The 25,394-nt window shown below is 39.8% G+C and carries 24 protein-coding genes; 14 read left to right on the top strand and 10 right to left on the bottom strand.

Annotation, left to right across the window (positions count from 1 at the left end):
• Positions 1-78: 78 nt before the first annotated feature.
• A complete protein-coding gene (locus FD724_RS39890; protein WP_179077043.1) occupies positions 79-462 on the top strand; it encodes a CU044_2847 family protein in 384 nt (127 codons plus the stop codon).
• Between the two features lie 216 nt (positions 463-678).
• Here the strand turns inward: FD724_RS39890 and dnaB are convergent, their stop codons facing one another.
• Together dnaB and FD724_RS39880 are read right to left on the bottom strand one after the other, a co-directional pair.
• The gene (gene dnaB, locus FD724_RS39885) at positions 679-2,067 is read right to left on the bottom strand and encodes a replicative DNA helicase (RefSeq protein WP_179077042.1); all 1,389 of its coding nucleotides are present in this window, start codon (positions 2,065-2,067) and stop codon (positions 679-681) included.
• Between the two features lie 73 nt (positions 2,068-2,140).
• Positions 2,141-3,235 carry a hypothetical protein gene (locus FD724_RS39880; protein ID WP_179077041.1) on the bottom strand — a complete coding sequence of 365 codons (1,095 nt, stop codon included), beginning with the start codon at positions 3,233-3,235 and terminating at the stop codon, positions 2,141-2,143.
• Here FD724_RS39880 and FD724_RS39875 point away from each other — a divergent pair.
• Positions 3,234-3,455 carry a hypothetical protein gene (locus FD724_RS39875; RefSeq protein WP_114085507.1) on the top strand — a complete coding sequence of 74 codons (222 nt, stop codon included), beginning with the start codon at positions 3,234-3,236 and terminating at the stop codon, positions 3,453-3,455. The two genes, FD724_RS39880 and FD724_RS39875, sit on opposite strands and share 2 nt — an antisense overlap.
• Positions 3,456-3,699: 244 nt before the next feature.
• Here FD724_RS39875 and FD724_RS39870 read toward each other — a convergent pair whose 3' ends face one another.
• Complete coding sequence (locus tag FD724_RS39870) at positions 3,700-3,936, bottom strand: helix-turn-helix transcriptional regulator (protein ID WP_114085508.1); 237 nt, start codon at positions 3,934-3,936, stop codon at positions 3,700-3,702.
• A 256-nt stretch (positions 3,937-4,192) separates the two neighbouring features.
• Here FD724_RS39870 and FD724_RS39865 point away from each other — a divergent pair, with 256 nt between their 5' ends.
• The 12 genes from FD724_RS39865 (at position 4,193) to FD724_RS39815 (ending at position 11,700) form a co-directional block, all read left to right on the top strand.
• Positions 4,193-4,762 carry a hypothetical protein gene (locus tag FD724_RS39865; RefSeq protein ID WP_179077040.1) on the top strand — a complete coding sequence of 190 codons (570 nt, stop codon included), beginning with the start codon at positions 4,193-4,195 and terminating at the stop codon, positions 4,760-4,762.
• 588 nt (positions 4,763-5,350) lie between these two features.
• Positions 5,351-5,860, top strand: a complete 510-nt coding sequence (locus tag FD724_RS39860; RefSeq protein WP_179077039.1) for a hypothetical protein — start codon at positions 5,351-5,353, stop codon at positions 5,858-5,860.
• A gap of 12 nt (positions 5,861-5,872) precedes the next feature.
• The gene (locus FD724_RS39855) at positions 5,873-6,523 is read left to right on the top strand and encodes a hypothetical protein (RefSeq protein WP_179077038.1); all 651 of its coding nucleotides are present in this window, start codon (positions 5,873-5,875) and stop codon (positions 6,521-6,523) included.
• 128 nt (positions 6,524-6,651) lie between these two features.
• Entirely contained in the window at positions 6,652-7,299 is a 648-nt protein-coding gene (locus FD724_RS39850) for a hypothetical protein (protein ID WP_179077037.1), read from the top strand.
• Between the two features lie 57 nt (positions 7,300-7,356).
• Entirely contained in the window at positions 7,357-7,947 is a 591-nt protein-coding gene (locus tag FD724_RS39845) for a hypothetical protein (RefSeq protein WP_179077036.1), read from the top strand.
• Positions 7,944-9,398 (top strand): hypothetical protein, encoded by a 1,455-nt coding sequence (locus tag FD724_RS39840; protein WP_179077035.1) that lies wholly within the window; start codon positions 7,944-7,946, stop codon positions 9,396-9,398. Before FD724_RS39845 ends, FD724_RS39840 begins: the two co-directional genes overlap by 4 nt.
• Positions 9,399-9,475: 77 nt before the next feature.
• Positions 9,476-9,682 carry a hypothetical protein gene (locus FD724_RS39835; RefSeq protein WP_179077034.1) on the top strand — a complete coding sequence of 69 codons (207 nt, stop codon included), beginning with the start codon at positions 9,476-9,478 and terminating at the stop codon, positions 9,680-9,682.
• Between the two features lie 51 nt (positions 9,683-9,733).
• Positions 9,734-9,940 (top strand): hypothetical protein, encoded by a 207-nt coding sequence (locus FD724_RS39830; RefSeq protein WP_114085451.1) that lies wholly within the window; start codon positions 9,734-9,736, stop codon positions 9,938-9,940.
• A 171-nt stretch (positions 9,941-10,111) separates the two neighbouring features.
• On the top strand, positions 10,112-10,387 hold the full coding sequence (locus tag FD724_RS39825) for a hypothetical protein (protein WP_179077033.1): 276 nt from the start codon (positions 10,112-10,114) through the stop codon (positions 10,385-10,387).
• Positions 10,377-10,790, top strand: a complete 414-nt coding sequence (locus FD724_RS39820) for a putative toxin-antitoxin system toxin component, PIN family (RefSeq protein WP_179077047.1) — start codon at positions 10,377-10,379, stop codon at positions 10,788-10,790. The genes FD724_RS39825 and FD724_RS39820 overlap by 11 nt, the downstream gene beginning before the upstream one ends.
• A 49-nt stretch (positions 10,791-10,839) precedes the next feature.
• Positions 10,840-10,983, top strand: coding sequence for a hypothetical protein (locus FD724_RS40485; RefSeq protein WP_218651571.1), 144 nt, complete (start codon positions 10,840-10,842; stop codon positions 10,981-10,983).
• A gap of 111 nt (positions 10,984-11,094) precedes the next feature.
• On the top strand, positions 11,095-11,700 hold the full coding sequence (locus FD724_RS39815) for a tyrosine-type recombinase/integrase (protein ID WP_179077032.1): 606 nt from the start codon (positions 11,095-11,097) through the stop codon (positions 11,698-11,700).
• A gap of 431 nt (positions 11,701-12,131) precedes the next feature.
• Here the strand turns inward: FD724_RS39815 and FD724_RS39810 are convergent, their stop codons facing one another.
• The 7 genes from FD724_RS39810 to FD724_RS39780 all read right to left on the bottom strand — a co-directional run.
• Positions 12,132-13,289, bottom strand: a complete 1,158-nt coding sequence (locus FD724_RS39810; protein WP_179077031.1) for a PIN domain-containing protein — start codon at positions 13,287-13,289, stop codon at positions 12,132-12,134.
• A 281-nt stretch (positions 13,290-13,570) separates the two neighbouring features.
• Positions 13,571-14,812, bottom strand: a complete 1,242-nt coding sequence (locus FD724_RS39805; protein ID WP_179077030.1) for a hypothetical protein — start codon at positions 14,810-14,812, stop codon at positions 13,571-13,573.
• A gap of 307 nt (positions 14,813-15,119) precedes the next feature.
• Positions 15,120-15,353 (bottom strand): hypothetical protein, encoded by a 234-nt coding sequence (locus FD724_RS39800; RefSeq protein WP_179077026.1) that lies wholly within the window; start codon positions 15,351-15,353, stop codon positions 15,120-15,122.
• A gap of 2 nt (positions 15,354-15,355) precedes the next feature.
• Positions 15,356-15,997 (bottom strand): ParA family protein, encoded by a 642-nt coding sequence (locus FD724_RS39795; protein ID WP_179077046.1) that lies wholly within the window; start codon positions 15,995-15,997, stop codon positions 15,356-15,358.
• Positions 15,998-16,618: 621 nt separating this feature from the next.
• The gene (locus FD724_RS39790; protein WP_179077029.1) at positions 16,619-17,842 is read right to left on the bottom strand and encodes an ATP-binding protein; all 1,224 of its coding nucleotides are present in this window, start codon (positions 17,840-17,842) and stop codon (positions 16,619-16,621) included.
• A 23-nt stretch (positions 17,843-17,865) separates the two neighbouring features.
• The gene (locus FD724_RS41845; RefSeq protein ID WP_179077028.1) at positions 17,866-21,342 is read right to left on the bottom strand and encodes an NACHT domain-containing protein; all 3,477 of its coding nucleotides are present in this window, start codon (positions 21,340-21,342) and stop codon (positions 17,866-17,868) included.
• Between the two features lie 416 nt (positions 21,343-21,758).
• Positions 21,759-25,394 (bottom strand): relaxase/mobilization nuclease domain-containing protein (locus FD724_RS39780; RefSeq protein ID WP_179077027.1); only part of this gene is annotated, 3,636 nt, incomplete at its 5' end.

The raw sequence follows: 25,394 nt of genomic DNA, 5'->3' as shown, positions 1-25,394 counted from the left end.
AAAAACTCATAAATATTCCGTAAAAACTTCTATAAAGTTGTGGTAATTACTAAAATTTCTGTATCAGGAGTTCATTTCATGACAAAAGTCATACCTATCAAACTAGACGACAACACCGTAATTTACATCGAAGCTACAGAGGATGTAAACGTTCCTGTAATCAACACGGCGGTGTTGGATGAGGAAGAAGAAGAAGCGCTAGTTGGTAAAGGGATAAGTCCTGAACAAATACGACAAAAAATGATGCAAAATTTCCTGTCGATTCAAAATACAATTCGGACTTATACAGTTTATACCTTGAATGCTTTTAAACAGATTCCGATCGCTGAAGTCAACAAAGTTACCTTAGAGTTCGGCATCGAAATGGGCGGAGAAGCTGGTGTTCCCTATGTAACAAAAGGTACTGCTAAAAGTAATATGAAAATTACTGTTGAATGTTCCTTCCCTAAAGAAAACACATAGGTGATTCGGAAAGCTATCGGTATCTCGGCAGACCTCCTTGAGGGTTCAAAATCTCGGCTATATTCAATTACTTGAGCCATTATCGCGCAACAGAGATACGACTCACTGGCTCTCAGAAAGCTTTAAGAGTCCGGCTTTAATGTCCAAAATAAGTTAGGGCAACACGAGCGTTGCTTAACTATGCTGGTTAAGCAACGTTTCTCTGACCATACTTTATTAATCCCAGTCAGTTTGCGCTAACGGAGATCGCACCATGTTCTTAAATTTTGTTAAGTGTGCATCAAACAGTAGTTGGATTGTGCCTGTAGCCCCATCGCGGTTTTTAGCAAGGATAATCTCTGCAATTCCTTTATCTTGCGTATTGGGGTCGTAATATTCATCACGATACAACATGATTACTTTGTCCGCGTCCTGCTCAATCCCGCCACTGTCACGTAAATCCGAGAGCATAGGGCGTTTGTTATTACGGCTTTCTACTGCTCTTGATAGTTGCGATAAGCACATTACAGGTGTTTGTAACTTCATCGCTAAACGCTTAAGTCCGCGTGTGAGCTTTTCTATCTCATTGTTTCTGTTGCCCCCGCCGTTACCATCCATCAGTTGCAGATAATCGACGACAATCAAACCCAAATCACGGCGCTCTTGTGCCATGATTTTACGGCATTCAGATTCTATATAGCTCAGTGATGGGTCTGGGCGGTCATCAAGGTAAACAGGTAGCTCTGATAGTGTACCGATGCCCTGTGATAGTGGTTCCCATTGTTTGTTAGAGATGCGCCCAGTTTTCAAGTAGCCGCTTTCTATGCCAGCCTCACCTGAAAGCGCACGCATGGCAATCTGTAGCTTTGACATTTCCAAACTAAACACGACAACCGGAAACTGATAAGCTTGGGCGAGATAAAAAGCTATCTGAGCGGCAAACGCTGATTTCCCCATCGCCGGACGACCGGCAACGATGACTAAATCATTGCGGTTGAATCCGCAAGTCATTGCATCAAGATCATAAAAGCCTGTGGGAATCCCAGGTAATACCTTACCTTGGCTGCGGTCTTCAATATCCTGAAACAGATTAATCACCACATCGGAAATGTGGCTGGCCCCCGCATTATTAGAGGAACGCTGCAATTCATAGATAAAGTCCTGTAATTGTGAGAAGGCTTCCTCTAAGGGCGTTTCTTCATTGGATTTGTGTTGCAACTCGATTGCAAGGTTTCCCAGTCTACCTAGTTCCCGGCGCTTCCATTTTTCCACAACTAGACCTGCCAGCGCATCAATGTTAACTGCTGATACTGTCCTATCAACCAGCGATGCTAATTTGTTTCGACCGCCGATAATTTCTAACAAACCATTATCAGCTAAATAATTCGTGATCATCAACAAGTCTGTGGGCAATTCTTGGGCATTCAGTCTCTGCGCTGCATTGTATATACGACCATGAGCGCTGATATAGAAGTGGTGCGGCTTCAAAATGTCGCGGACACGTTCTATGGCTACTGGGTCAAGCAAGATGCCCCCAAGTATCGCCTCTTCAGATTCAATGCTTTGTGGTGGTAGCTTATTGGCTGTCGTAGCAAAGGTAATTACGTTGTCTTCACTGGCGTACATATTAATCTTTGATTTCAATTAGGTCTAAATTTTTACAGTCAGATACCCAAAACCCTGAAGAGAAGGGGCTTGGTCAATCAGGAATATCTACAAATCTTTCAGGAAACTTGGCGCTTGCCCATTCGTACCATTTGGCAGATACTTTATGCTTGCAAAACTTAGATAGTCCCTCTGACTGGAGCATACTGTAGTAGTGATCGTGCATCCGCGCCTCCCATCTGGGAAAATCATACTTCTTGCGCTGTTTCTCTACTTCTGTGGGGTCATCAGCAAAGTTGTTAATTTTGCGCTCTAATTTCCTGCAACCTGCTTTCCATTGCTCAAATAAGCAAAATATCTCTGTACTACCTTCATCTTTTTTAGAAAGCACTGTAGTCACGTATGGGGCAACGTTGTTAATGTCTTTACCCTGCTTACGCTGATAGGTCAGATAGTAAAGCAGGAAATCCACTTCTTTAACTGGGTCATCACTGAAAACCAAGATTTGAGAATGATTCTCACGCGCCGCGCCGGAATTTAGATCCTCATGAGTGGATTTCTCATTAGTTGCAGAGATTTTCTCAAAGTTAACAGCGTAGTGATTATCTGGAAGTGCTTTTTCTTGGTCAATTTCTTTGTTCCTCTTTTCCTCTTTTTTTTTCCCTCCATCGCTCTTAGAGGGATTGACTTTATTAGAGGTATTTAAGAGGGAATTACTTTCTAGCTCTGTCAGACCTACCCCCCTAGCTCTGTCAGACCTACCCCCTAGCTCTGTCAGACCTACCCCCCCGTTCTGAGAGACCTGGGTAAGGGTAGGTCTGTGTGAGCTATCCGTACAAAACTCTTTAATAATCGGTATAGGGTTTGACCAATTGCGTCTAGGCGCAACACGATAAATGCAAGTTGTACCGGGGCGAGACTCTTTGATAATCAAGCCATGTGTCGTTAAAGTCTTTAGCGATCGCTTGACCTGCGCTTCCGACATCCGACAACCTGCCGCCATGTTTTTATTGCTTTCAAAGGCTTCTCCTTTACCAGCACGTCTTACGATTCGGCTATATATACGAAATGAATATGGATCAAGCCCAAAATCGTCTAATTCTTTGTGGACAAAAATAAAATTAAAATCATCTCTGTCGTCATGTGCTACGTAGCCATGCGCTTGTTCTACATTTCGAGAGTTCATCATGTTACATTCCGAAGTATTTGTAATATTTCGGATAACTCCCTTGCAACGCGAACGCAGAACTGCTTATCATAGAGTCAGCGATCGCGGTTCCGAAAAGTCCTACCACAGACAATTTCGTTTCGGAGTTACCGCTTGTGTACAGCCAAATAATCAAGAAACCCGCTTAGATTCCCGTCCGAGCGGGTTTCTTGATTGGAACACGGGGCAAACATTTGGCTAACTGTCTGCCCTTTGGCTCTCTCATATCCTTGCCCTGTGGCTCTTGGATATTACACCCAGTTTCACGCCTTACTGGGACGGCGTTTTTGCCTATCCAGGCTCCATTGCTCTCCCGCTTCAGTCTCCACATCCGCAAGTTCGCATAATCAACCCCGTAGGCGGGGCAACTGTATATATATATTGTTTTAAGCGCTCGTCTATATCGTTTAGCCGCTCTGTTATGTCCTGTGGCTGGTCGGTGTTGATCATTTATCCTCCTTGTCTTCTTTAATTTCTTCTGGTGGAACCCAGTAAATTAACTCGCTGGGCTGGACACGGTAAAAATCGCAGATTTTGTTTAAAGCTGTAACTTGTGGTATCCAATCAGGATTATCGTATAAGTTGTAAGCGGTACTGGGTGCTATGCCCGTATCTTTTTGAAAGCGATAGCGAGTAATCCCCAAACCGTCTACAAATTTCTTGACTTGGTTCCTTATAGGCATTCAGTAACAATAAACGGTTATCAATACAACCATTTATCATTGCTAATTTCCAACCGTTAGTAAATGCCAATCGATTTATATTAATGAGCGCTTGACATTAATGAGCGGTTGTAGTTAATATCATAGTGTCCGGGTTATCGATACGTCAATAGCCCGGACACAGTTATCTAGCTATAAACACAGATTATCTGTATTGCGTCCGCTCTATATCTGCGGTCGTGGTAATTGTGCGTGGGAGCATCACAAGCGAGGATTCATGCATATCAATTTACGCAATTTAGAAGCAATCAACGAACTACCCCTTCAGAGAACAATGCTTAATCAAAATCAATTACGAAGGTTAGAAGCAATAGATCGCTGGCTCATAGAAATCCGAGATTCGGAGGAATTCAAACAACTAGAATACTCCCCAGATGTGATGCTAGGGGATGCAATACAAGCAGTGGGCGAACTACTTGACGAACACGATCATTGTGATTCCAAGCCCTTGAATTTTACTAATGAAGAGTGGCATTCATATCTAGAACAAAAGCCAGTAATGCACATTCGCCGTGTAATTCCTTGGCGTGAAAAGATTAACTCATTCATACTTAATGGAGCGTCATCAGTAGCAATTGTGAGCTTGGTAACTACTAGTTTTATGGTAGTTGGTTCTATCTTTTGTCACGGGTTTGACCGGATTGAGGAAAGTAGAGGCGAGGAATATCAACCCACATGGATCTACAACGCCAAAATTTTTGAAGGAAGCGCCATTGCATCTATCGCGGTCTTTCTAGGTGCAAGCTTGACAGGCGCGTGTGTTGCGGGAGACAAGAATGATGATTGATAAAGAGCTTGTAGGATGCGTCACGCTATTGAGCCAGAGCAAAACTTACTGGATCGACGGAACCCTGTACAGATATTTAACCAGTAGCGACAGTATCAGATACACTCAGTACTATTTCCGTCCTTTACCGCGTCAGTCTAAGAGTGCTGACTTAAAGCTCAATCGTGACAAGGTGCTAAGGCGCTGCTACGAAGTGCCGAGCTTATATAAACAGCACACAGCAGAGATAAATCACAACTCAATACAGCTGAGTTTGTTCTAAACCTTGGTAACATCTACCACCGCGCAAAACGTTCAAAAGCAAAGTTACAAGCGCGTCAACTAGTCCAAAAGGGGCGCTTTTACGGGGGTAAAATCGATAATTCAGTAAGTCTTGAATCGGTAAGCGGTTTGTTATTACGTGGTTATAGCCATTGAGTGCAACGACTAAAAGGCTTCTAAAAAGTTATTTTCTAAGGTTATTGACAGCCTCTAAGAAGAGGGGCTTATCCATAACTCTGAATCAATCTTGGGGGCTAGTCAAATACCTGAGAATGTCCGGGCAGTCGGTTGATTTTATACACACTTAAGCAAGACTACAGAGGTAACGTGGCAACAAAGAAGTATTTAGCTAAGTATCGTCAGCTTAGACAGATTTATGAGCGAGTGTTAGGCAAGACAATCTCAGACGAGACTTGGTATCGGGTGGTGTCTTTTCTCAAGCAGCGTTTTAGCTTGAGGGTTGAATCAGAGTCGGCAGAAAACATAGTTGAAACATTTGCGGGACTTAAACGGCGCTATGGTGCGTTAAGTCCAACCAGGGAGGGATTTGAGGAGCGTTGGCAAGCATTCAAGCATTTTTATTCGTCCGAAGGCGGCTATAGCGGTATTGAAGCACTATCTGCTTTGGCAAACTATCTAAAAATCAATCTTGACGACGTACCATCAAGCACCCGTTACTACTGGTTTAGTCAAGTCGGTCTGTCTTACAGCGCTCATAGCACCTATCACAGCAAAGATTTGGCCCTTGTCGCGTTTGTTGCTGCTAAATGGGCAATCAACAAGCGTAAGCAAACAATAAAATCCGCAACCATCGAAGTTTTAACACTAGCCCTTTAAGGAGCAATCACCATGTCTGACAAGTTTACTAATAACGTCCGCGCTCGTTTGTACAAACAGGGTTATCAAGGATTTACTAAAGACGATTATACGTCGGCAGCGATCGCTGTCGAGTGCGATGACCTTAACAATCCAACCAAAGAGCAATTGAGTCAAGCCGTTGACTATCTAAAAGGAAAAACAACCAACCGATTAACTGTAATTGATGAATCTGTTGAAGAAACGTTTCTAGTAGGGGCAGAAGATGCACAGCCTGAAGTTGAATCTAATCAGCTTGCAGTTGCCGAACCAGATAGTCAGATTGTGCTGACAGACCTTGAAAAGCAAGCCCTCGTTGCAGACATTGCACAGGGCGCGGGAATTGAACTTAAAGCGGCGGATGTGAAACAGATTACAGTGTCTATCGCTTCCACCTTTGCATCCAGAAAGGAATTGAACGAGGCGATTTTTAACGCGCTCGTCCACTTTGCAAGGGAATTCAAGAATCAAGAAGTATCCAAAATCCGACGCAAAGCCGACGAAATCAGGCAGACATTGGCAGAGATGGATGATGTGGCAGGCAGTGAACTGACCCAAATCAAGCAAGCGATGGAGGCCACCGCCCTGGACTACAAAAGCCAGTTTGCAGACCTCGCGTTATCTTTCGCCGGAATTATCGACTAAGCCCGGAGGCAAGCTCACTTACAAACATTTGTTGATTGGGCTTGTGGGGATACCGTTACTAATTGCACTGCTGGCCCCCCTGTCTCAATGGTTTATCAAAGAATGTTGCACATACAGGAGTCAAAAACGTGAAACATATCAAGAATCTAGTCGGCAAGCATGGTAAAAAGCTCAAGGCAAGGGCTGAGAAATTAGGCGTTGCAGACAGCTTAATCATGGGTTGCATCAATGGCGACGATGCAGCGCTGACCAAAGTAGGGGAAATGGGCAACGAGGGTGAGCGCATCTTAACCATCATGCCCTACATCACAGATAACCTGTCAGCATTCATCAAGGGTACTGAGGAGTACAACAAAGGACTTGCAGAGATTTACAAGCAAGCTGGCGCGTCTGGTATTGCTCTGGACAAAGCCAGTGCTGATTTGACGATCGCAAATTTAAAGTACGGTCACGAGCGCTCAGAAATTGGATTGAAACTGGCCAGCGACCGCACACTAGAGAATCAGCGCTACAGAGAAAGCATCGACCTAGTTAAGCTCAAGGCTTACATCGATTATCACATGAGTAAAGTTGACCATCTGGCGGCTGCTAAATCGCAGTTAGCCCGACCTGTAAAGGCACAGCTAGACGCTGATAGGACTTATGAAACGGAAAAAGCAAAACATCTATTGACTTATGGCGAAGGTTCAGACCTTGATTTAGTGCCTCGTAAGTCATTCACAACTAACAAGTTAGTCCAAGCGTTCCGTACTGCTGTTTCTACGATTTTCGAGTAATCAGCATAGCAAAATCCCCTACGAGTTAGCGCTCAGTAGGGGAAATGAAAATTAGTCGTGAGAACAATGTTAGATGAACTTGACACCGAATTGCAAGACGGGGACACCGAACAATCACTCGATTATCAAGATTATCCTGATACTGCATTTACCCAGGATGAACAAGAAGCTATTAAAAGATTCAAAGCGAAGGAAATTGAAAAGCTTAATCGTAGTCGCGCTGTTCTCAAAGGTATTGAGTCTTGCGGCTGGGGTGTTACTTCCTATTGCTTGGCTAAGTATTTAGTAATAGCTACAGGCTCGGCGGGGTTAATGCCTGCGGTCGCTATTGTGTTGGGAATTAATCAAATAGTTAATCGTGATTTGTTGGAGTTCACCGTAAACAAGTCTCCTGAAGGATGGGTTTTTACGGACATGGACAAGGCGATAAAATTTCTCTTTCAAACAATATTCGGATGCTTCATTTTGTGGACTGCCATCGGCGATTTTTACGCGACAATGCAGAACTCAAACAAGACTTACGACAACATCAAAGCGACTGTAGAAGATTTTAACCGTCTGCCAGAATCAGACAAAACTATTGTATTTGTGGCGGGTGCATTAGTGGCAGGTGGTGTTGTTTACGGCATCCACAAATCCAAGTCATGAATGCTCAACCGCTACTAAAAATTGGCGCTGTCACCGCTTTACTTCTGGGGCTTTTCAGTGCTTATTACTATGGGCAGACACCGCACCCTTATCAATTTACGGAAGTGCGATTTTGTCCGGTAACAGCTAATAAACGGACAATGAAGTACTATAACAAACCCACACAATCACAATCGGCGCTTGATAACAAATACTGTCGTTTCAAGTACAGATTGCTCACAGAAGTATGGAAGTCACGACAGTTTAATGATGTTGTATCTCTCCCTGACGGTGCTTTCATTACGTCAGATTTGGCTCCATCAGAGAATCCAAGTCTGTGGTTATTAGTCGCGCCTGCTTTTGTCTGGATGGGTTATTACTGCTGGGCTGCCAAAGATGAGATTGATAACGAGTCAAGTTTTCAACGTTTGGAATATTTTAAAACAGCTATTAAGCGCCAAGGTTTAATTACTAGGACTGAGCGCGATTTGCAGTCACATGAATCAACACGGATTTCAGACAAGCATAAGAAGGACATCGACAGACGCGCTGATAATTTGTTAGTCCAAGAACGCTATATCTCTCTTGAGGAATTGCAGCAACAGTATCAGCGTCAATCAGAGCTTGAAGATTTACAGTTTGATAACACTAAAAAACAGTTCGCGGTCGCTGACTCCGTAGCTGACAAATCCATTGCTGAAAACAGAAGAGACAAGCGCAAGGCGGACGCAGAAAACATCAATCCCAGTAGTGAAAAAGTTAAGGCTCCACAAGGAACAACCGCCCAAGAATTAGTTCAACTCTTGAAAAATCATGAGGGTGGTTGGCTATGGGATGTCATCGAGTCCACAAAACCAGTTTGGGTGTTGGGAGGTCAAGGCAGTGGTAAAAGCAGTTTTGCTGCATCAATTGTTATGTGTAGGAAGGCGATTTTTGATTGGAATATTACATCAATCGTTGATGCTCATGGACATAAGAACAGAGCTAAAGCTTGGAAGTTGTTAATACCTTTAGAGCCAGAATTAATCGGCGAACGCAACGATTATTTAGCTATTGGTGAGGCAATGGATGAAGCTGTTCAACGTTGGAGCGACCGCACAGAAAACGATACCCCTATTCAAACACTTTGGGATGAATTGACACAGCTTTCTCTGCAAGATGATTGTAAAGAATCAGTCAAAAAATTTGTGAGACATTCACTTACTGACGTTCGCAAAGCTGCCGAATATCTAGTTTGTATTTCTCATGCTTTTACTAATGCCGCCAGTGGCAATGCTGAGGGTTTTAATGATTTAAGGCAAAGCGAAACTATCCAAATCAAGCGCAAGTCAAAGAACGGTCGCGTACCTCTAAACCATGCTGAAATTAGTGGTCTTTATGATGACGATGGAAATCTAATTGAATCGAAGCGTGTTACAGTTCCAGACTGGTTTTATCCTGATAGCTTGCTCAGATTTATTAGCGCTCGTTAGATAAATATTTCTCGTGAGTCACAAAACCGGAAAACTTTGTCGATTAGTCGATTAAAAATAGTGAGGGATTTACATTTATGCACCCAATAGAATTTAAGAAAAAGTGGCAATTAACTTATAACGAGCTAGCACTTGTCCTGGGTTACGAAAATGATTTCACTGTCCGTTGCTGGGGGATAAATGGAGGACATAAGCGCAATCCTCAAAAAGTTGCTTATGTTGCTTGTCGCCTTCTAGATGAAAAATGGTCATCTGAGGGGAAAGTTATAGATTCTTACCTTTGATAATTTCTCTTTGCGTCTCTGCTAATTAATTACTTGAAATAGGTGAATACTATGCACCCAATAGAATTTAAGAAAAAATGGCAGTTAACTTACGACGAGCTAGCACTTGTTTTAGGTTATCAAGGTGATTATACTGTTCGTTCCTGGGGTACGAATGGAAGACACAAGCGCAATCCTCAAAATGTTGTTTATGTCGCTTGTCGCCTTCTAGATGAAAAATGGTCAACTCAGGGGAAACTTGTGGATTCTTATCTTTGACTATACTTTTTTAAACTAGGATTATTCACCCCTTCAGCAATTATTTATTAAGCGGGTGCTTGACCGGAAGAGGCAAACGAGCCACGCAGTGGCGATGTGCGTCTGAGGTCAAGCACCTGCAACTTATTTAATCCGTCAATCTCTTGAGCCAAGGAAGTAACATAATTAAAGATGAGAAATTATGGAAGCGAACAGGCCATGATTACTAAAGAAGAAATTACCATCAAAGTCCCCTCCTTGGTAGCAGAGGCATACCGCAATGCCACCGAAGAAGAACGGGAACAATTGCAACTTAAGATTGCGGCAATTATGCAGTCTCAATTTACGACTCCAAGACTTGAGGCGATTGCACGTTTAAGAAACACGATGGATAAAGCTAGCCTTGAAGCACAAGAGCGAGGATTAACGCCTGAAATCTTAGAATCGATTTTGAATGATGACGAATAATCGACGGTTCGTATTTGATACAAATGTACTGATTAGTGCATTTTTATTTAGTCAAAGCAAGCCACGGCAGGCATTAGAACAAGCTACTGTTATTGGCGTTATCGTATTATCAAGTTCTGTGTTATCGGAATTAGAAGAGGTTTTATATCGTCCCAAATTTGATAGATATCTCACCAAAGAAAGGCGGCAAGAATTTCTAGAAGATTTAACAGAAAACGCTCAATTTATTGACGTGACTGAGCAGATTAATGAATGCCGAGATCCAAAAGATAACAAATACTTGGAATTAGCACTCAGTAGTCAAGCAGAGTGTATTGTTACCGGAGATGATGATTTGCTGGTGCTAAACCCCTGGAGGGGCATTGAAATTCTGACTGTTCAAGAATTTTTGGCTTCTAAGTAGCAATAGTTACCCTACACCCAATAATACGCTTTGGTTAAGGAAGTTATTTATGGTTTCTCATTCCAACTTCTACGAAACCAAGCTTTCACCCCAGGACGCAACTGATATCAGTATTGATATCGCCGGGTGTCTGACTACTAAATATAAGCCAGCTTTATCAATCACTCTCTGTAGAGAGTTTTTTGGCAGATGAATGATAAGCGTGACTTAATTGAGGTGGGGGGTTCACGAAGTAGCAGGTGTTTGAGAGAATAATAACTGTCGGGAAAATGTTCCTTTTACAGACAGTTCCCATAAATTATAAATGAACCAACCATTGCCGCTAATCCGCAAAAAGAATATTCAATATCGATCTAGAGAATACCTGACTTTGGCTGAGGTGAACAAGATTGTCGCCGCAGCAGGTTCTAGAGGGAGACATCGAGAGCGTGATCTGGCTTTACTATTGATGATGTTCCGCCACGGGTTTCGAGCATCTGAAGCTTGCAACCTCAAATGGGATGCGGTGATGCTGGATGAGGGAACGATTTGGATTAATCGCCTTAAGGGTAGTGAGAGTGGCTTTCATCCCTTGGGCGAGGACGAAAAAGAACTTCTCTTGAAACTGCAAACACTCTACCCAAACTGCATTTTTGTGTTTCCCAACGAACGCGGTAATGCTCTTTCTCCAGATGCTGTAGCCAAGATTGTCGAGCGTTCAACTTTGGCGGCAGGGGTTCGGATCAAGGTTCATCCGCATCAGTTTCGCCATGCATGTGGCTATCATCTGGCGAGTCAGGGGGCGACAACGCGCGACATCCAAGCCTATCTAGGTCACAAAAATATTCAGCACAGTGTTCGTTACACCGCTCAAAATCCCAAACGGTTTGAGCATTTTAATTGGGACTGGGACGGGAAAAATCCATTTTAATATTTAGGTTCAGTAATCTTTTACTGCATAAATCGCAGTAATTTTGCTGTCTCTTGAATTAAAGCCCTAAGTAGCTTGGCTTTCGTCAGTCCTGTATATTCCTGCCGCTTATGAAAGCGCTGAGATCAGGGTTGCAGTCACAGGATGTTAGCAGCTACATCTATGGACATTTAGTGCTTACTGCACTGGGCAGGATATTGTTAGGAAATAATGCCTTAAATTCCCGCTCTGTATATAGTTAAAAATTTGGCTCTTATTTTTCTTTTCCGAGAGTGATTAAACAGGGCTATTTTGCTCAATTTCATGTTTGGTTCGTCAAGGAGCCGGAATTCGACAAAGCAGGGGAATCGCTCACCTTTATTTTCAAGAAACTGGCGAAGTTTGCAGTGTGAAGAGAAGAGGAAAATTTTCCTGGAGGTGTCTGATTTCATTTAGTCATCATCATTTTGATCTCTCCAATCTGGTTCAATATAATCAAAATCAATTTTGATTTTTCTTGTTATTATTTCAACTTCATCTACTTCTACATCTTCATCAAAATTTCCAGATTCATCTATTAGTGTTACTAAAACGGTTACATCTAACTTTTCTTGCCTGTTGATAGTATTGGCTCCTATCCCAACATCCTCGTCATCTATAGAATCCCAAACTGTAAAGTAAAAATTACACTCAATAGTAATATCGACGCTCAACTCTGCCTCAACAATTAAAGTGTTATTGTCAAAAGTTATAGGTCTAAAAATAATGTTAGGTTTCTTGATAATCTTAAATTCATTTCCATCATGAATTACATCCGTTATTTCATCTTCATATTGATAAGAAGAATTAGCTTCTATATGAATATTGAAATCAATAAGTTGGTTTTCTAGTGTACGAGTAATGGCTTTTTTTATAAAATCAAGCTCTCCTTGATAATATTTTTCCGATAATTGTCTACATATATTATAAGGTTTTACTTCTTGAAATAACTCAAAACATTTTGACAAACTCTCAACAAATACAAGATTTTGTGAATGAGTACAATATAGCTTCCAATCATTATCTCTTGAAATCACTAAAACTTTTTTCATATTTTTTTCAGCCCATGACTCAAGAGACATTAAAGCCATAGCATCAGGAAACTCATTTTTCTTTTTCCCTGTACCTGCAAATGGTGATTCATTTTTAAAATATTTGTTTAACAGTTCAGATACTTCTACGTTACCTTGAACTTGAATTATTTCTATACATATTGTTTCAATAAAATTTTCTAAACGTTCATACGCAATTTCTTCTGGTTTTCGACCCTGGAAAATTGATGCTTTTACCAAATCAATATCACCTTCAAATTGACAATATGTTTTGGCATCTTTTAAAAGATTATCAATATCTGTATATAAAGATTTTGGTATTTCTTCTAAATGATTGAGGAGTTCATTTTTAACAACTTCAGAAATGATAACTTTGATAGATGTATCACTAAATTGCCCTAGCTGCTTAAGTAACCCTGATTCTAGCTTTAAGCCTTCAGCCTTAAAAATTGATGTATCTAAACTTATAGCTTGAATTTCCTGTTTTTCAATTAGTTGTTTTATTTTATCAAATTCCATTTTTTACTCCTATGAAAACTATGTTAACAAGTGTGTAACGGTTTTGCTTCTGGAATCATGTCACTGAGCAATTCATATTGCCCCCCGGTCAGGTTACTGGGGTATGCTTTACTCATGTTGCTCTTTCGGTGCTGTCTACTATCTATTCACAGCGTATACAGAGAGAGCTTTTTTACAATCTGTCTGACTTTTCAAACATCCTCTAAACAAGACCTAGAAACTGCAATAGTTCAAGCTAATTTGATATTAAATACTAACAAATCTCATCTGCAAGCTTGTAGTCATGAGATGAGAGTTGGAACTGTAGGCACATTAAAAGCTAGGATTGTCAGGATAAGTTCGCGGTTCACATCGTCGGGGTGATGAACCACACACCGAAATCCAGTTTCAGAATTGTAATCAAGTTCCCTCTTAAAGTTTGAATGTGACTTCATTATTTCTGGAATTTGTCGAACAACTGCTGAAAAGTCTTTATTACGGTTAAATATTATTAGTGCAATTTTAGTATCTCGCCACGAAGTATAACCTAGTAGTTGGTCAAGAGTTTCTTTTAACTTTTCTTCTCCGCTCCAAAATTTACATTCTGCTATAAAAATATTCTGATCATCAACACGAATTAATATATCTGTTTTACCGTTATTATTAAAAGTTTCTCCAGTAGCCTGTCCCTCATAGTGTCCATTTAGCTGAACGAGAAAATGTTGACGAAGGTCTTCTTCCCCCATTCCCTGAAAAGCCTTGGGACTTCTTTCCATGACTATTATCATACTGGAAATTACAGAGAGGATATGCTCATATTCCTGCATATCCAAAGTAGGCTCTGGAATAAAAGGGGTTGTACTTGCAGAGGGACGATCAATAGAAATCTTTCTGCTAATGGTTGGTACAACATAAGTCTTTGGTATGTTATCTCTTCGTCTCAGGGGATAACCTAAATCTGCTACTAAATTCTGATCTTGTAGAAGTTTTTTGCGTCGAGATTCAATTATAGGCTTTATTTTTGTACGAATTGAATTGTTAAAATTGGAAATTTCTCTGTTGACATATCTTATATTTTCCTGAACAATAGATAATTCTTGTTTAAATTGTGAAGTTATCTTACTAACTTCTGGTCGCCATTCCGCATAGTCCAGTATAAGCTCATTCTTATATATCCTTGCTGACAATGGATTATTAAGTTCCCCAATAGATACAGATGGCTGATAAAGGAATAGCTCTTGCTCACCTTCAAATGGAATAAAGAAACTGAATTTAGTTCCCTTTTCTTGTATGTAACCTCCTCGGAAAAGATTCCTCACAGGTACTAATGTTTCTTCCTGCTCGGTAGATATTTCGTTTTCTTTGAGTTGCAAAACTTCAAATTTATAATGGTTTTCATAGTAGTCACACCAATCTTCTATATTTGTATTGAGTAAAGTATTAGCATCAATGTTATCTATATATTGAAAAATTGATTGTTCTCTTTCTTGTATGACAGAGCCGAGTTGTCTATCTGAAAACAAACGTACTTTATATTCAGTCATGCGACTTACTCCATAAATTTTTCTGCTTCTTTGACACGTATTTCGCCTGATAGAAGTTTCGATAGTAGGATATCGCGGATAGAAGTCAACCTCTCTTACGTTCTGCATTAGCAAACTGCCCCAGAAAGTATTCGTAAACTCTACCCCAAATATCTGCTGCTAAATCTCCATTGCCCTGTGAAACCGATTCAGCCTAGTTTCTGATAAAACATGCTTTGCCAGTATATCTTGTGTTGAAAATCACGAATCAGAAATAGCTAAAACAATAAATCGTCTTTTCGTTCTTTCGCTAAATAACGAATCTTTACTAACCATGATTATCTGTCCAGTATTTAAAAATCCGTTGCAATAGCTCGACTTGGGTACAACCGTAAGTAGCAGCCGCAATTTTGAAATCCTTTTTAAACTCGGCAGGTACTTTAAAATTCAGGTTGGAAATTTCACCTGGATCGGGCTTCTCCAAGTTATCTTTTGTTTCCTTAATGCTAGGGGGTTCACCTTTGTTTGGTTTGCGAGGTGGTGGAGGTGGTTTAGTTGACATAATTAGGACTCTTGCTCACTCAACAGATCAATAATTCCTTGGGCTACTTGTTCTGCCCGTTGCTTCAAAGTAGGAAACGTGACCTCAGAAACAGCACGACCGTTATCACTTGCCTGACGGTAAGCAGTCTTTTCTGGAATTGAGCCAACCACTGTGACATATCCAGCTTTATGAATATATGATCGGGCATCCTCAATTTCATTCTCCCGATCGCCGACTCGACATAAAACAAAAATAATTTTATCCGTAGAGATTTTGGCGTTTACCAATTCATGCGCCAACAGTACAGACGGTTTGAGATCATCCAGTGATAAACCAGTGGGTAAGACAAGTAAATCACTTGCACGGGCAATTTCTAAAGTGCCTTGCATGGAATGTGGCGGCCCGTCCATAACCATGAGGTCATAAACCGAGGCGTGTTTAAGTGCTTGCGCTACAGTGCGGAATGGTTCAACAGCAATCTCCGGCTGAATACCATTTACTTCGCGGCGTTGTTTCCAATCCGTACTCGTACCTTGAGAAATATCTAGGTCGGCAATTTTTACATCCCAGCCAGCAGCAGAATATTCACGGGCAATAAGTCGAGCAAGAGTACTTTTACCCACTCCCCCTTTCTGTGAAATGACACCCACCAATACGGTCATCAAATTTCGTCCTTTCGCCCTATAGCGAATTAGTTATATCGTGTTTTCGCTTAATCGTACAGGGAGATTTCGTTTAAGCAAGAATTAGCAGCAAGGGTGCTTTTACCTACCCTCCCCCTTTTTTGAGAAATGATACCCATCAATATGGTCATCAAATTTCGTTTTTTCGCCCAAGAGCGAATTAGTTATATCGTGTTTTCGTCACTATAAAAATCCGATTTCGTTTAAGCAAGAATTAGCGATTTAACGAAATAACGATTTCGTCCTTCAATCAAGGCAAGGATAGCAAACGTAAAACCTATTGTAGATATACTGATTGAGAATGCAAAACTGCTCTCAAGTTTTTACAAGAGAGCAGTAGCAGCAAAGCGCGATAAATTTATATGGGGCTTCATAGATTCAATGCCCCGGTTACTGTATAGGTGGTTCGGTATGTAGGTATATACAGCTTACATAGTAGCAAGTTCCGAAAAAAATTCATGTTCCTTACAGAGAATTCATGAATCGCACCAGGAAGAAGCGATAAACTTCATACCTTTCATTTCCAAGATAGATGTCGCTTCACTCCATGTTTTTGGTTCATTAAGTTTAAGTTTATCACCATACTTACTTTTGGTTCTATTATTGATTTTGCATAATATTTTGCCTCACAACCCATTCTTCAAATAGCAATGCACCAATTTTATAATACCCTGGATTTACATTCTGGATCATACCAGTGCTAGTAAGTATATTAAGTGCTTTTACTACTTCTCTCCTACGTAAACCAGTACTCTCTAGCAAACTCATAATATCTCTTTGTCGATATTTTAAAAATTCCTGGTAGACTGCGTGTTCAATATCACCACAACCTCCCACTTTTTTACTTTCATTCCACCATGCTGAAAAATCATCATCATGCTGCTCAAGAATATTTTCAACCACTTGTTCCTTAGAGGTAAATCTTCCTAAATGAAGAATATCAAAAATGGTATTTAATACTTGCTGAGTTAAATATGGATGACCTCCCGCTAGTTTTACTATATTATTAATTATTTCTGGCTGAAGTTTGATATTTTCATTTTGCTGACGCTGTTTTATCAATGCAATGGTTTCTATTTCAGTTAAGTTTCCTAGCCACGTTACCTCAGATATATTAAGTAATGGTGAGCCAACTGCCTGTTGATATTCTTTTAATTCGCGATAACCAGAAAGGAAAATTCCTAAAGAATTTCTTAGCTCACGTTCCGAATCCTTTAATGCTCTGAAGTAGCTACAAGCATTATTTGCCCAAGATTCTTGCCGTGTAATAAACTCAGCACCATCTAGAAGAAAACAAATTCCATTAAATTGCTTCTCGCGCAAACTCTCTATCTTTTTAAAAATTATTCGTTCAAAGTCATCGCTTATAAGGCAAAGTTCTCCGTTAGGATTAGCTACCTCTAAGCCAACATCCAATCCTGGAATTTTTAAAGCTACTGTACCTTTTTTCAATTGACGAAGATAAAAACGAAATTTTTCATTCGCATTGGTTAGTGTTCTTGATAGACCCTGCCATTCCTCTATTGCTTTAATTAATTTAGCAACCATGATATAACGTAGGTTATCAAGGCTCTTAGGTTGCTCTAATTGTAAGTCAATCAAAACAGGAAATGCCTGATTGAAATTATTATACTTTTGGTCTAAAAATGTCCACTGGATAGCGTTTAAAAAACTGGTTTTTCCTATACGACGACCACCAAGAATAATTCTTACTTTAAATGGGTCTTCTTTTATTTTTTTTAGTAACTCATCGCGTCCAAAAAAATAAATTGGCTGATCAATTGCAAGTTTAAAATCTGGACGTTGATCTTTTCTATTTATCATGAAATATTTTCCTTCAAGTTTTACTACATTTTACGGCAACTAAAAAAATGCAACATTTTAATGCAATAAATAGTATTTATATTTAAGTATTCACGAGCAATTATACCAACTTCTATCAACCAATTTAAAGCCTTTTGATATTGTTTTCTTGAGTTAATAATATTAAGTCTTTTAAACAATTCATCTTCTGAAATCCACTCCCCTCTTTCCCCCTGCTCAATCATTACTTCAAGAATTTTTGTGGCGGATGTAAAGCCACGGTTTTCTAAATCTTTCCAAATACTTTCTTCATAATAATCACTCAACCTATCAAATATAAAAATTGATTTTTTTAACTCTTTTTCTGACAATAACCATTTAATACTATTATTACTATCTTTACAGATATTATCTATAATAAAATGTGCAAGCTGCCGAGCAACAAATGGATGCCCACCACTTTCAGAATGTATTTCTTCAAGAGTTTTCTTATCAAAGTCTACCTTCATTAATTCTCCAATATCAATAAGCATTTCTGCGGTTTCTTTTTCTGAGAACGGAGACAAATATATTTCTTTGAAAAAATTGAAAATTGGATTAGTGGCAACTCCTTTTTGAGTCCAGTGATTGATCCGATTGCAATCAGGATAAACATCAGCAACGAGAAGTGATAACTTACGCTCGCGTTGGCTTAACACTCGGAGTGATCCAAAGAAGGCATTAAATTCTTCTACCTTATCTCGTGGGTCTTCTGAGCTAGGAAGAATGCGTTCTACTTCGTCCAGAAAGCAAAGAATTGGAATTTTATAGTCCGAGCCTTGCAATATCTCAGCAAGGACACAAACGCGTTTAATAAACTCGGCTGTTAAATCTGCGGCAGGAATACCTGATGTAAAATTCTCAAAACGAGGAGTACCTTGTTTATTGAAATCATGAGCCAGTCTAGTGAGTTGTTCAACGAAATCGTTGAACAATTCTGCTCCATAGCGAGAACCACCATATTTTTGAAGATCAATAGTAACAACTGGATGTTTTCGTAGTATGAAGCTTAGTTGATAAAGTATTGAGGTTTTCCCTGATTTTCTTAATCCGCACAATATAACACCCTGATATCTTAATAACTCTTCTTCCAATTTGTGTAATAATTTTATTCGTCCAAAGAAAGTTAAGCTATCGCTTATCGCATTTATATCATTAAAAAAATCTGTATGTTGTATATACTTACTAAGATATTCATTGAAAACAGTTATACAATAATTCTTGCCTGCTATTAATGCCTTCTCAACTTCTGCTAATGGCATTGGTACTAACATAAAATTATCAACCAATCTAGCATGAGCTATCTTTCTTCTGGCAGAAGTATCCGGTGGTTCTTGATAAATTAATACTCCAACTTTTTTCGAGTAATTTTTTTCTAGCAAAAATTCAGAGTAATTAAGTAACTCAGCTATATTTTCACCAGTCAGCTTACCAACGGTCACTAAAATATATACTGGAGAGGAAATCATTAAGTTCTGTGGAACGGTAGTTACTTGTAAAATTCTCTCATTTTCACACTTTATAGTTGCACCTGCTTCCTCAAAAAATTTCTGTGTAACTGCTAATGCTTTACTATTACCATCAGCTTCTACTACCAGCATTCTATCCAGAATACCTTCCCAAGTTATTGGTGTAACTCTCACTGATGCTATCTGACATTTCACTATAAGCAAATTTATGTAAAAATATTCTTCAAGTTCTTTTTGTTCTTGTAGGGATAAATCGAATATTTCTTGCTCTGTTTCTTTCTTTTCATTTAGAATATTTATACTTAGTTCATCTAAGATTTTTTGATAATTCCAATTTTTATCTATATTTAAGCCTAAGTTAATTGCTAAATCAAGAGCTATTATGAATTTAAAATCTAAAGCGATTAATATAGTAACTGCACGTTTAATTGCAGAGATAAAACTAAAATTTATTTCTAAACTATTCTTTGCTACATCTACCCAACGTAATAGAGACTTTAATTTTTGAGACTTTAAATAGTTTTTAGCTTGTTCTTCTAGCAACAATAGCAATTCATCCACACCTTGCCGCATAAGCCCAGCTACTACAAGAAATACTTCCATCCATCGCTTATCACAAACATACAATTCCACCAATTGTTGTATTTTTCGATGGTCTTCTACATACTGCGCTGTAAGATATATTTGCAAAGTAAAATGAGAAAAAGAAAATACATTCTCTGCTCGTTCTACCAAAATTCCTTGTTGAATAGCAATTGCATTCAACACTGCTTTAGCATCTAAATAAAGAGGTGCATTCAAATTGTTCACCAAAAATGTTTTTATTTGTTGAACAATCTCACGCTCAGAAAAGAACAGCCTGTCAGACTCAAAACCTGTGTAGGCAATCTCTGATAGTAATATTTCTTCTAGCTCTGTATGCAGTCCTTGATAAATTTCATCTCGAAAAACTCGCTTTTCTGATGCCCATTCTTCCAGTAATATCCGCAGTACCTTGCCGTAAAGAACACTGCGATTATCTGGAAAGTTCTGGGAACGGTCATATACTAAACAGAGAAATATCAGCAATAAAGGTGTGTGGGCTAACTCTTTAGCTGCTTCATTTTCTGGTTTTTGCAATAATTCCCAACATTTCTCACTTGTCTTCGCTTGTTTATCCGCTTCTGAATGAAACCAGTTATAAATAAATTGCTGAATTTGGGTATCATCAAAATCTGCTATTGCCACATCGCTAAAGCGACGAAAACCACTGCGGTAAGCCGCCGTGCGACAGGAGGCAATAAAGCGATTTTTATCGGATTTATCAACAAAGTTTTGAATTTGGCTAATTGCTTCAGTCAAGTTTTTTATGGGTACTTCATCCAACCCATCTAGCAGAATAAGTAACTTGCCTTGTTCTAAAGCTTTAGCTGTAAATTGTTCAGGTGAAGGAAAACCACAAATCTTAAACTCTTCAATAATAACTTTTTCAATATTGATATCACTAGATGTAAATCTTTTTAATTCAATAAAAACTGGTATACAGGTGTGTTTAAATCCTCCTCTTTTACCATTGAGTGCTTCTAATCCCATCTTTCGCAGAAATGTAGACTTACCAGCACCAGGGCCACCAAGCACCATCAGATATTGCTTATCGTTAGCAACTTTAATTCCTGCTTGTTTAGGGCTATCTTGAGAATTAAACCTGCGGCTATTAGCTTGGCGATAAAATTGTTCTAAATTTTCGATAGACTCAAAATTACGGATGGCATCATTATCTAACAATTGAACTGTTGTATAGACCGATTCCAGCATTACAGGCTCACGCATTCCCAACACTTTGAGAATACCGTGCCGTTCTACATAGTTTTGAACATAATGCTTTGACGCGGTAAAAATTAACTCCCTAGTTTTTTCATCTAGGGTTTTGCCAAATAGTCCTAAAGGCTTACCTCCGCCTCCCCAAAGTGACTGAAAAATAGGAACTGCTACGCCACTAACAGCTAATGCCGCCAATGCTTCTATTCCTGTCATAAGATTACCAGTGAATATATTTCAAATTTAAAGCATTATTGTGTTATTTGGCTTTAAGTGAGTTAATTTCACTAAAACTTAGTATATTATACGTAAATTAGGCTACTAGTTAAAACAGTGCAAATAACCATAAAAAAAGGACTTTGAATTTTGGCTACCGTGTACTAATACTGTAAATAAAGCTATGTGCAGCGTCTGTTAGAGAAGCAGTACTATACCAATCCTATTTGACTAACCAAGCGTTCGCTGCCAGTAGTCAAAGCATCTTTCCAAGATTTAAGAACTCGGAGTCAGCGCAGGGGAGTGGAGAAGAGCGGGCTTGCAGGATCTAGTTGGCCCAACCATAAACTTCATGCCCGTAAGAGCCACCGACTCCGAGAGCGTAGCGGTCACGAGTTCGTCGGGTCAACATGAGGTTATCGGCTCAAACCTCGCCCCTGTTGTTTTTGCTCCAGTATCTCTTGCTGCTGCTGCTGTTCAATAAGAATCTCATTCCAACTTTGTCCCTTGGGTGCAATTCTTTTAGCCTGGGGTAAAATTTCCTGAACGACTTGGGCCGCTTCATTGCCTTGATCATCATTATTAAATGCCACCCCAATCCTGTTGATATTTCTGAGGAATTCTACTGGCAAGTTATTCGGGTCATCCACTGCCATGTACATTGTCCTAACTGGTGGTTGCCCCTTGTGTTCGTCTCTGTCAATCTCTGCCATTGACAGCGCATCAATGGGGGAGTCACACAAGAATACTCTCTCGATTTTATCATCTGCCTCTCCACCCAATTTGAAATGAAACCACCCCTCGGAGCGATCGCTGTCGGGATACTTGAAAGCACGATTGTCAAGACGTGCGGTATCCCAAACCAGTGCGCCAGATTTTTCACTGTTTAGCTCCCGCTTGATAAACACAACATTTTCCTGCTGATCTATATAAGCCAACCCCTGACGTTGTAATGGTTCCACAAGAAAATTGGTTATACCGCGTTGCTGAGTAAGGTAATACTGTAATACTCGCCTTTTGCTTTCATCCTCTGCTGGGGGCGTAAACTGAGGTTGTTTTTGAAAAAGTTGCTCTTCTGGTTGTTCTTGTAAGTCTGCCAGTTGATTACTAGCGATTAGTACCAATTCTCTGGCTTCATCTTGTGTCCATTTGGCTGGGCTGGCAAAAATAATTTCTTCAACATCTTGGGGTGGTTTATTATCTAATAGCGCCCGTATAGCAATTTCTTTATCTCGGTCAGTCACTAATAAGTTTTGCAAGTCGGCGCTGTAATACTCATATAACTCGGCTGAAAGATTATCTTTTAACTTTGGTTCATCTGTGGTTATAGTTGGAGTTTGATTAAGAGCAATTGCATCTACTGTTTTTTGCGATCTATGGAGTTGATCCAAATAAACAATCGCTGCTTCCAGGTCGTCGAATATGGTTCTTCCGGCTTCTAGCTGCTGCTGATTTTGAGAAAGTTGTTGTGTTAATTCTAATACTGTTTGGGTTAAGGCTGACTCGACAGTTGATTGCTCAACATAATCAGAGATTGATAATATAGCTCTCTTTTCTACATAGGATTGTAACTCAGTCGTAAGCACTGCATCCAGGTCATTAAATGTAGTTTTAGCTGTAACAAGTCCCTCTTTGTATTGAGAAAGTTTTTGCGTTAATTCTAATACTGTTTCAGTTAATGCTGACTCGACAGTTGATTGCTCAATATAATCAAAGATTGATAAAATGGCTTTCTTCTCTGCATGGGATTGCAACTCAGCCGTCAATGCTTCATCAAAGTCATTGAATGTAGTTTTATCTTTAACTAGTTGCTCTTTGTATTGAGACAGTTGCTCTGTTAATCCTAATACTGCTTGGCTTAAAGCTGACTCGATAGTTGATTGCTCAATATAATCAAAGATTGATAAAATAGCTCTCTTCTCTGCATGAGATTGTAACTCAGCCGTCAATGCTTCATCAAAGTCATTGAATGTAGTTTTATCTTTAACTAGTTGCTCTTTGTATTGAGACAGTTGCTCTGTTAATCCTAATACTGCTTGGCTTAAAGCTGACTCGATAGTTGATTGCTCAATATAATCAAAGATTGATAAAATAGCTCTCTTCTCTGCATGAGATTGTAACTCAGCCGTCAATGCTTCATCAAAGTCATTGAATGTAGTTTTATCTTTAACTAGTTGCTCTTTGTATTGAGACAGTTGCTCTGTTAATCCTAATACTGCTTGGCTTAAAGCTGACTCGATAGTTGATTGCTCAATATAATCAAAGATTGATAAAATAGCTCTCTTCTCTGCATGAGATTGTAACTCAGCCGTCAATGCTTCATCAAAGTCATTGAATGTAGTTTTATCTTTAACTAGTTGCTCTTTGTATTGAGACAGTTGCTCTGTTAATCCTAATACTGCTTGGCTTAAAGCTGACTCGATAGTTGATTGCTCAATATAATCAAAGATTGATAAAATAGCTCTCTTCTCTGCATGAGATTGTAACTCAGCCGTCAATGCTGTTTCAAAGTCATTGAATGTAGTTTTCGCTTCAACTAGCTGCTGATGATATTGAGACAGTTGCTCTGTTAATCCTAATGCTGCTTGGCTTAAAGCTGACTCGATAGTTGATTGCTCAATATAATCAAAGATTGATAAAATGGCTTTCTGATCTGCATGGGATTGCAACTCAGCCGTAAATGCTTCATCAAAGTCATTGAATGTAGTTTTAGCTCCAAGGAGTTGCTGCCGATATTGAGATAGTTGCTCTGTTAATCCTAATACTGTTTCAGTTAAAGCTGACTCGATAGCTGATTGCTCAATATAATCAGAGATTGACAAAATTGCTTTCTTCTCTGCGTGGGATTGCAACTCAGTCGTCAACGCTGTTTCAAAGTCATTGAATGCAGTTTTAGCTCGAAAGAGTTGTTGCCGATAAATAGATAGTTGTTCTGTTAATTGTGGCAACGTTTCAGCCAAGGCATCATCAACTACTGACTGTTCAATAAAGTCAGAGATTGCATCCACTGCTCTTTGTGATGATAGTCGTTGCTCTTCATTAACAATCGCGGCTCCCAGGTCGTCAAATGCGGTTTTTCCTGCTTCTTGCTGCTGCTGATACGCGGACAGTTGTTCTGTTAATTGTGGTAAAGTTTCAGCCAAGGCATCATCAACTACTGACTGTTCAATAAAGTCAACGATTGTATTTATGAATCTTTGGCTCTCCACTGCTTGCTCTTTAGGATTCTTCAACAGATTCTCAATAAGCTCATCATCCCGTTGGGGCTGGTAGTCAATCCCCTTATGTTTTTGCAGTCCTGGCCATGTATAAGCAGGCCCCAAAGAAGTGCCGCTAAATTTCTGGTCATTCCACGAGTACGAGATGCCCTTACTTTTGCCGTTACGTGTTAAGCCGTGGCGAACTTCTACACCTTGTAATTGCAACCGCTCAACCAGTTGGGGCATAGTTAGTTTGTCTATTGTGGCGCGGTCGATTAATTCCTGGAGTTGTTGCTTAATGGGGCGCTCTTGTGGTGTAATGCGCTCACCGTTGATATATTCAGAGTGTTCTCTTTCTAACCGTTTTTGTTGTCCAATACTGGGATTGCGTGATAATTTCTCATGGCTGCTCTGGGTTTGTTGTAAGCCGTAATCTCGTTCTAGTTGCCGAATAATGGTTTCGCTACGTTTGTAATCCCAGCTATCATGTACAATCTTCCCGTTATCTAAACGGATGCGACTAGCGCAGATGTGGATGTGGTCGTGTTCCGTGTTGCTGTGTCTGTAGACTACGTACTGGTTAGTGTCAAAGCCCATCTCTTCGAGATAGCGGTTAGCAAGTTCGTTCCAGGTTGGTTCGTCTAGTTGCTCGTTTTCTGGTAGTGATAATGATGCGTGGTACACTACTCTGTCAGCTTCTGGGTTCAGTTGTCGAGAGATTTTGAATTCTCTGGCCAGTGCGCGGGCGTTATTGCCACCCATGTTACCACCAATGAGTTTGGCATCTTTCTGAGACTCCAAATAATTCAGCAGTCCACGGAATCCTCGCCCTTTAGTCTGGTTGCCAATCAT

The organism is Nostoc sp. C057 (assembly GCF_013393925.1).
Taxonomy (GTDB): Bacteria; Cyanobacteriota; Cyanobacteriia; order Cyanobacteriales; family Nostocaceae; genus Nostoc; species Nostoc muscorum_A.
The sequence above is the reverse complement of the archived record's forward strand: the minus strand, read 5'-3'. Positions and strand labels throughout refer to the sequence as shown.

Coding starts and splice junctions, on each gene's coding strand:
- FD724_RS39805 (WP_179077030.1), bottom strand. CDS start 14,812: ATGACTGAATATAAAGTACGTTTGTTTTCAGATAGACAACTCGGCTCT.
- FD724_RS39855 (WP_179077038.1), top strand. CDS start 5,873: ATGTCTGACAAGTTTACTAATAACGTCCGCGCTCGTTTGTACAAACAG.
- FD724_RS39795 (WP_179077046.1), bottom strand. CDS start 15,997: ATGACCGTATTGGTGGGTGTCATTTCACAGAAAGGGGGAGTGGGTAAA.
- FD724_RS39825 (WP_179077033.1), top strand. CDS start 10,112: ATGAGAAATTATGGAAGCGAACAGGCCATGATTACTAAAGAAGAAATT.
- FD724_RS41845 (WP_179077028.1), bottom strand. CDS start 21,342: ATGACAGGAATAGAAGCATTGGCGGCATTAGCTGTTAGTGGCGTAGCA.
- FD724_RS39820 (WP_179077047.1), top strand. CDS start 10,377: ATGACGAATAATCGACGGTTCGTATTTGATACAAATGTACTGATTAGT.
- FD724_RS39890 (WP_179077043.1), top strand. CDS start 79: ATGACAAAAGTCATACCTATCAAACTAGACGACAACACCGTAATTTAC.
- dnaB (WP_179077042.1), bottom strand. CDS start 2,067: ATGTACGCCAGTGAAGACAACGTAATTACCTTTGCTACGACAGCCAAT.
- FD724_RS39830 (WP_114085451.1), top strand. CDS start 9,734: ATGCACCCAATAGAATTTAAGAAAAAATGGCAGTTAACTTACGACGAG.
- FD724_RS39790 (WP_179077029.1), bottom strand. CDS start 17,842: ATGATAAATAGAAAAGATCAACGTCCAGATTTTAAACTTGCAATTGAT.
- FD724_RS39875 (WP_114085507.1), top strand. CDS start 3,234: ATGTTACATTCCGAAGTATTTGTAATATTTCGGATAACTCCCTTGCAA.
- FD724_RS39815 (WP_179077032.1), top strand. CDS start 11,095: ATGAACCAACCATTGCCGCTAATCCGCAAAAAGAATATTCAATATCGA.
- FD724_RS39810 (WP_179077031.1), bottom strand. CDS start 13,289: ATGGAATTTGATAAAATAAAACAACTAATTGAAAAACAGGAAATTCAA.
- FD724_RS39800 (WP_179077026.1), bottom strand. CDS start 15,353: ATGTCAACTAAACCACCTCCACCACCTCGCAAACCAAACAAAGGTGAA.
- FD724_RS39880 (WP_179077041.1), bottom strand. CDS start 3,235: ATGATGAACTCTCGAAATGTAGAACAAGCGCATGGCTACGTAGCACAT.
- FD724_RS40485 (WP_218651571.1), top strand. CDS start 10,840: ATGGTTTCTCATTCCAACTTCTACGAAACCAAGCTTTCACCCCAGGAC.
- FD724_RS39840 (WP_179077035.1), top strand. CDS start 7,944: ATGAATGCTCAACCGCTACTAAAAATTGGCGCTGTCACCGCTTTACTT.
- FD724_RS39865 (WP_179077040.1), top strand. CDS start 4,193: ATGCATATCAATTTACGCAATTTAGAAGCAATCAACGAACTACCCCTT.
- FD724_RS39835 (WP_179077034.1), top strand. CDS start 9,476: ATGCACCCAATAGAATTTAAGAAAAAGTGGCAATTAACTTATAACGAG.
- FD724_RS39870 (WP_114085508.1), bottom strand. CDS start 3,936: ATGCCTATAAGGAACCAAGTCAAGAAATTTGTAGACGGTTTGGGGATT.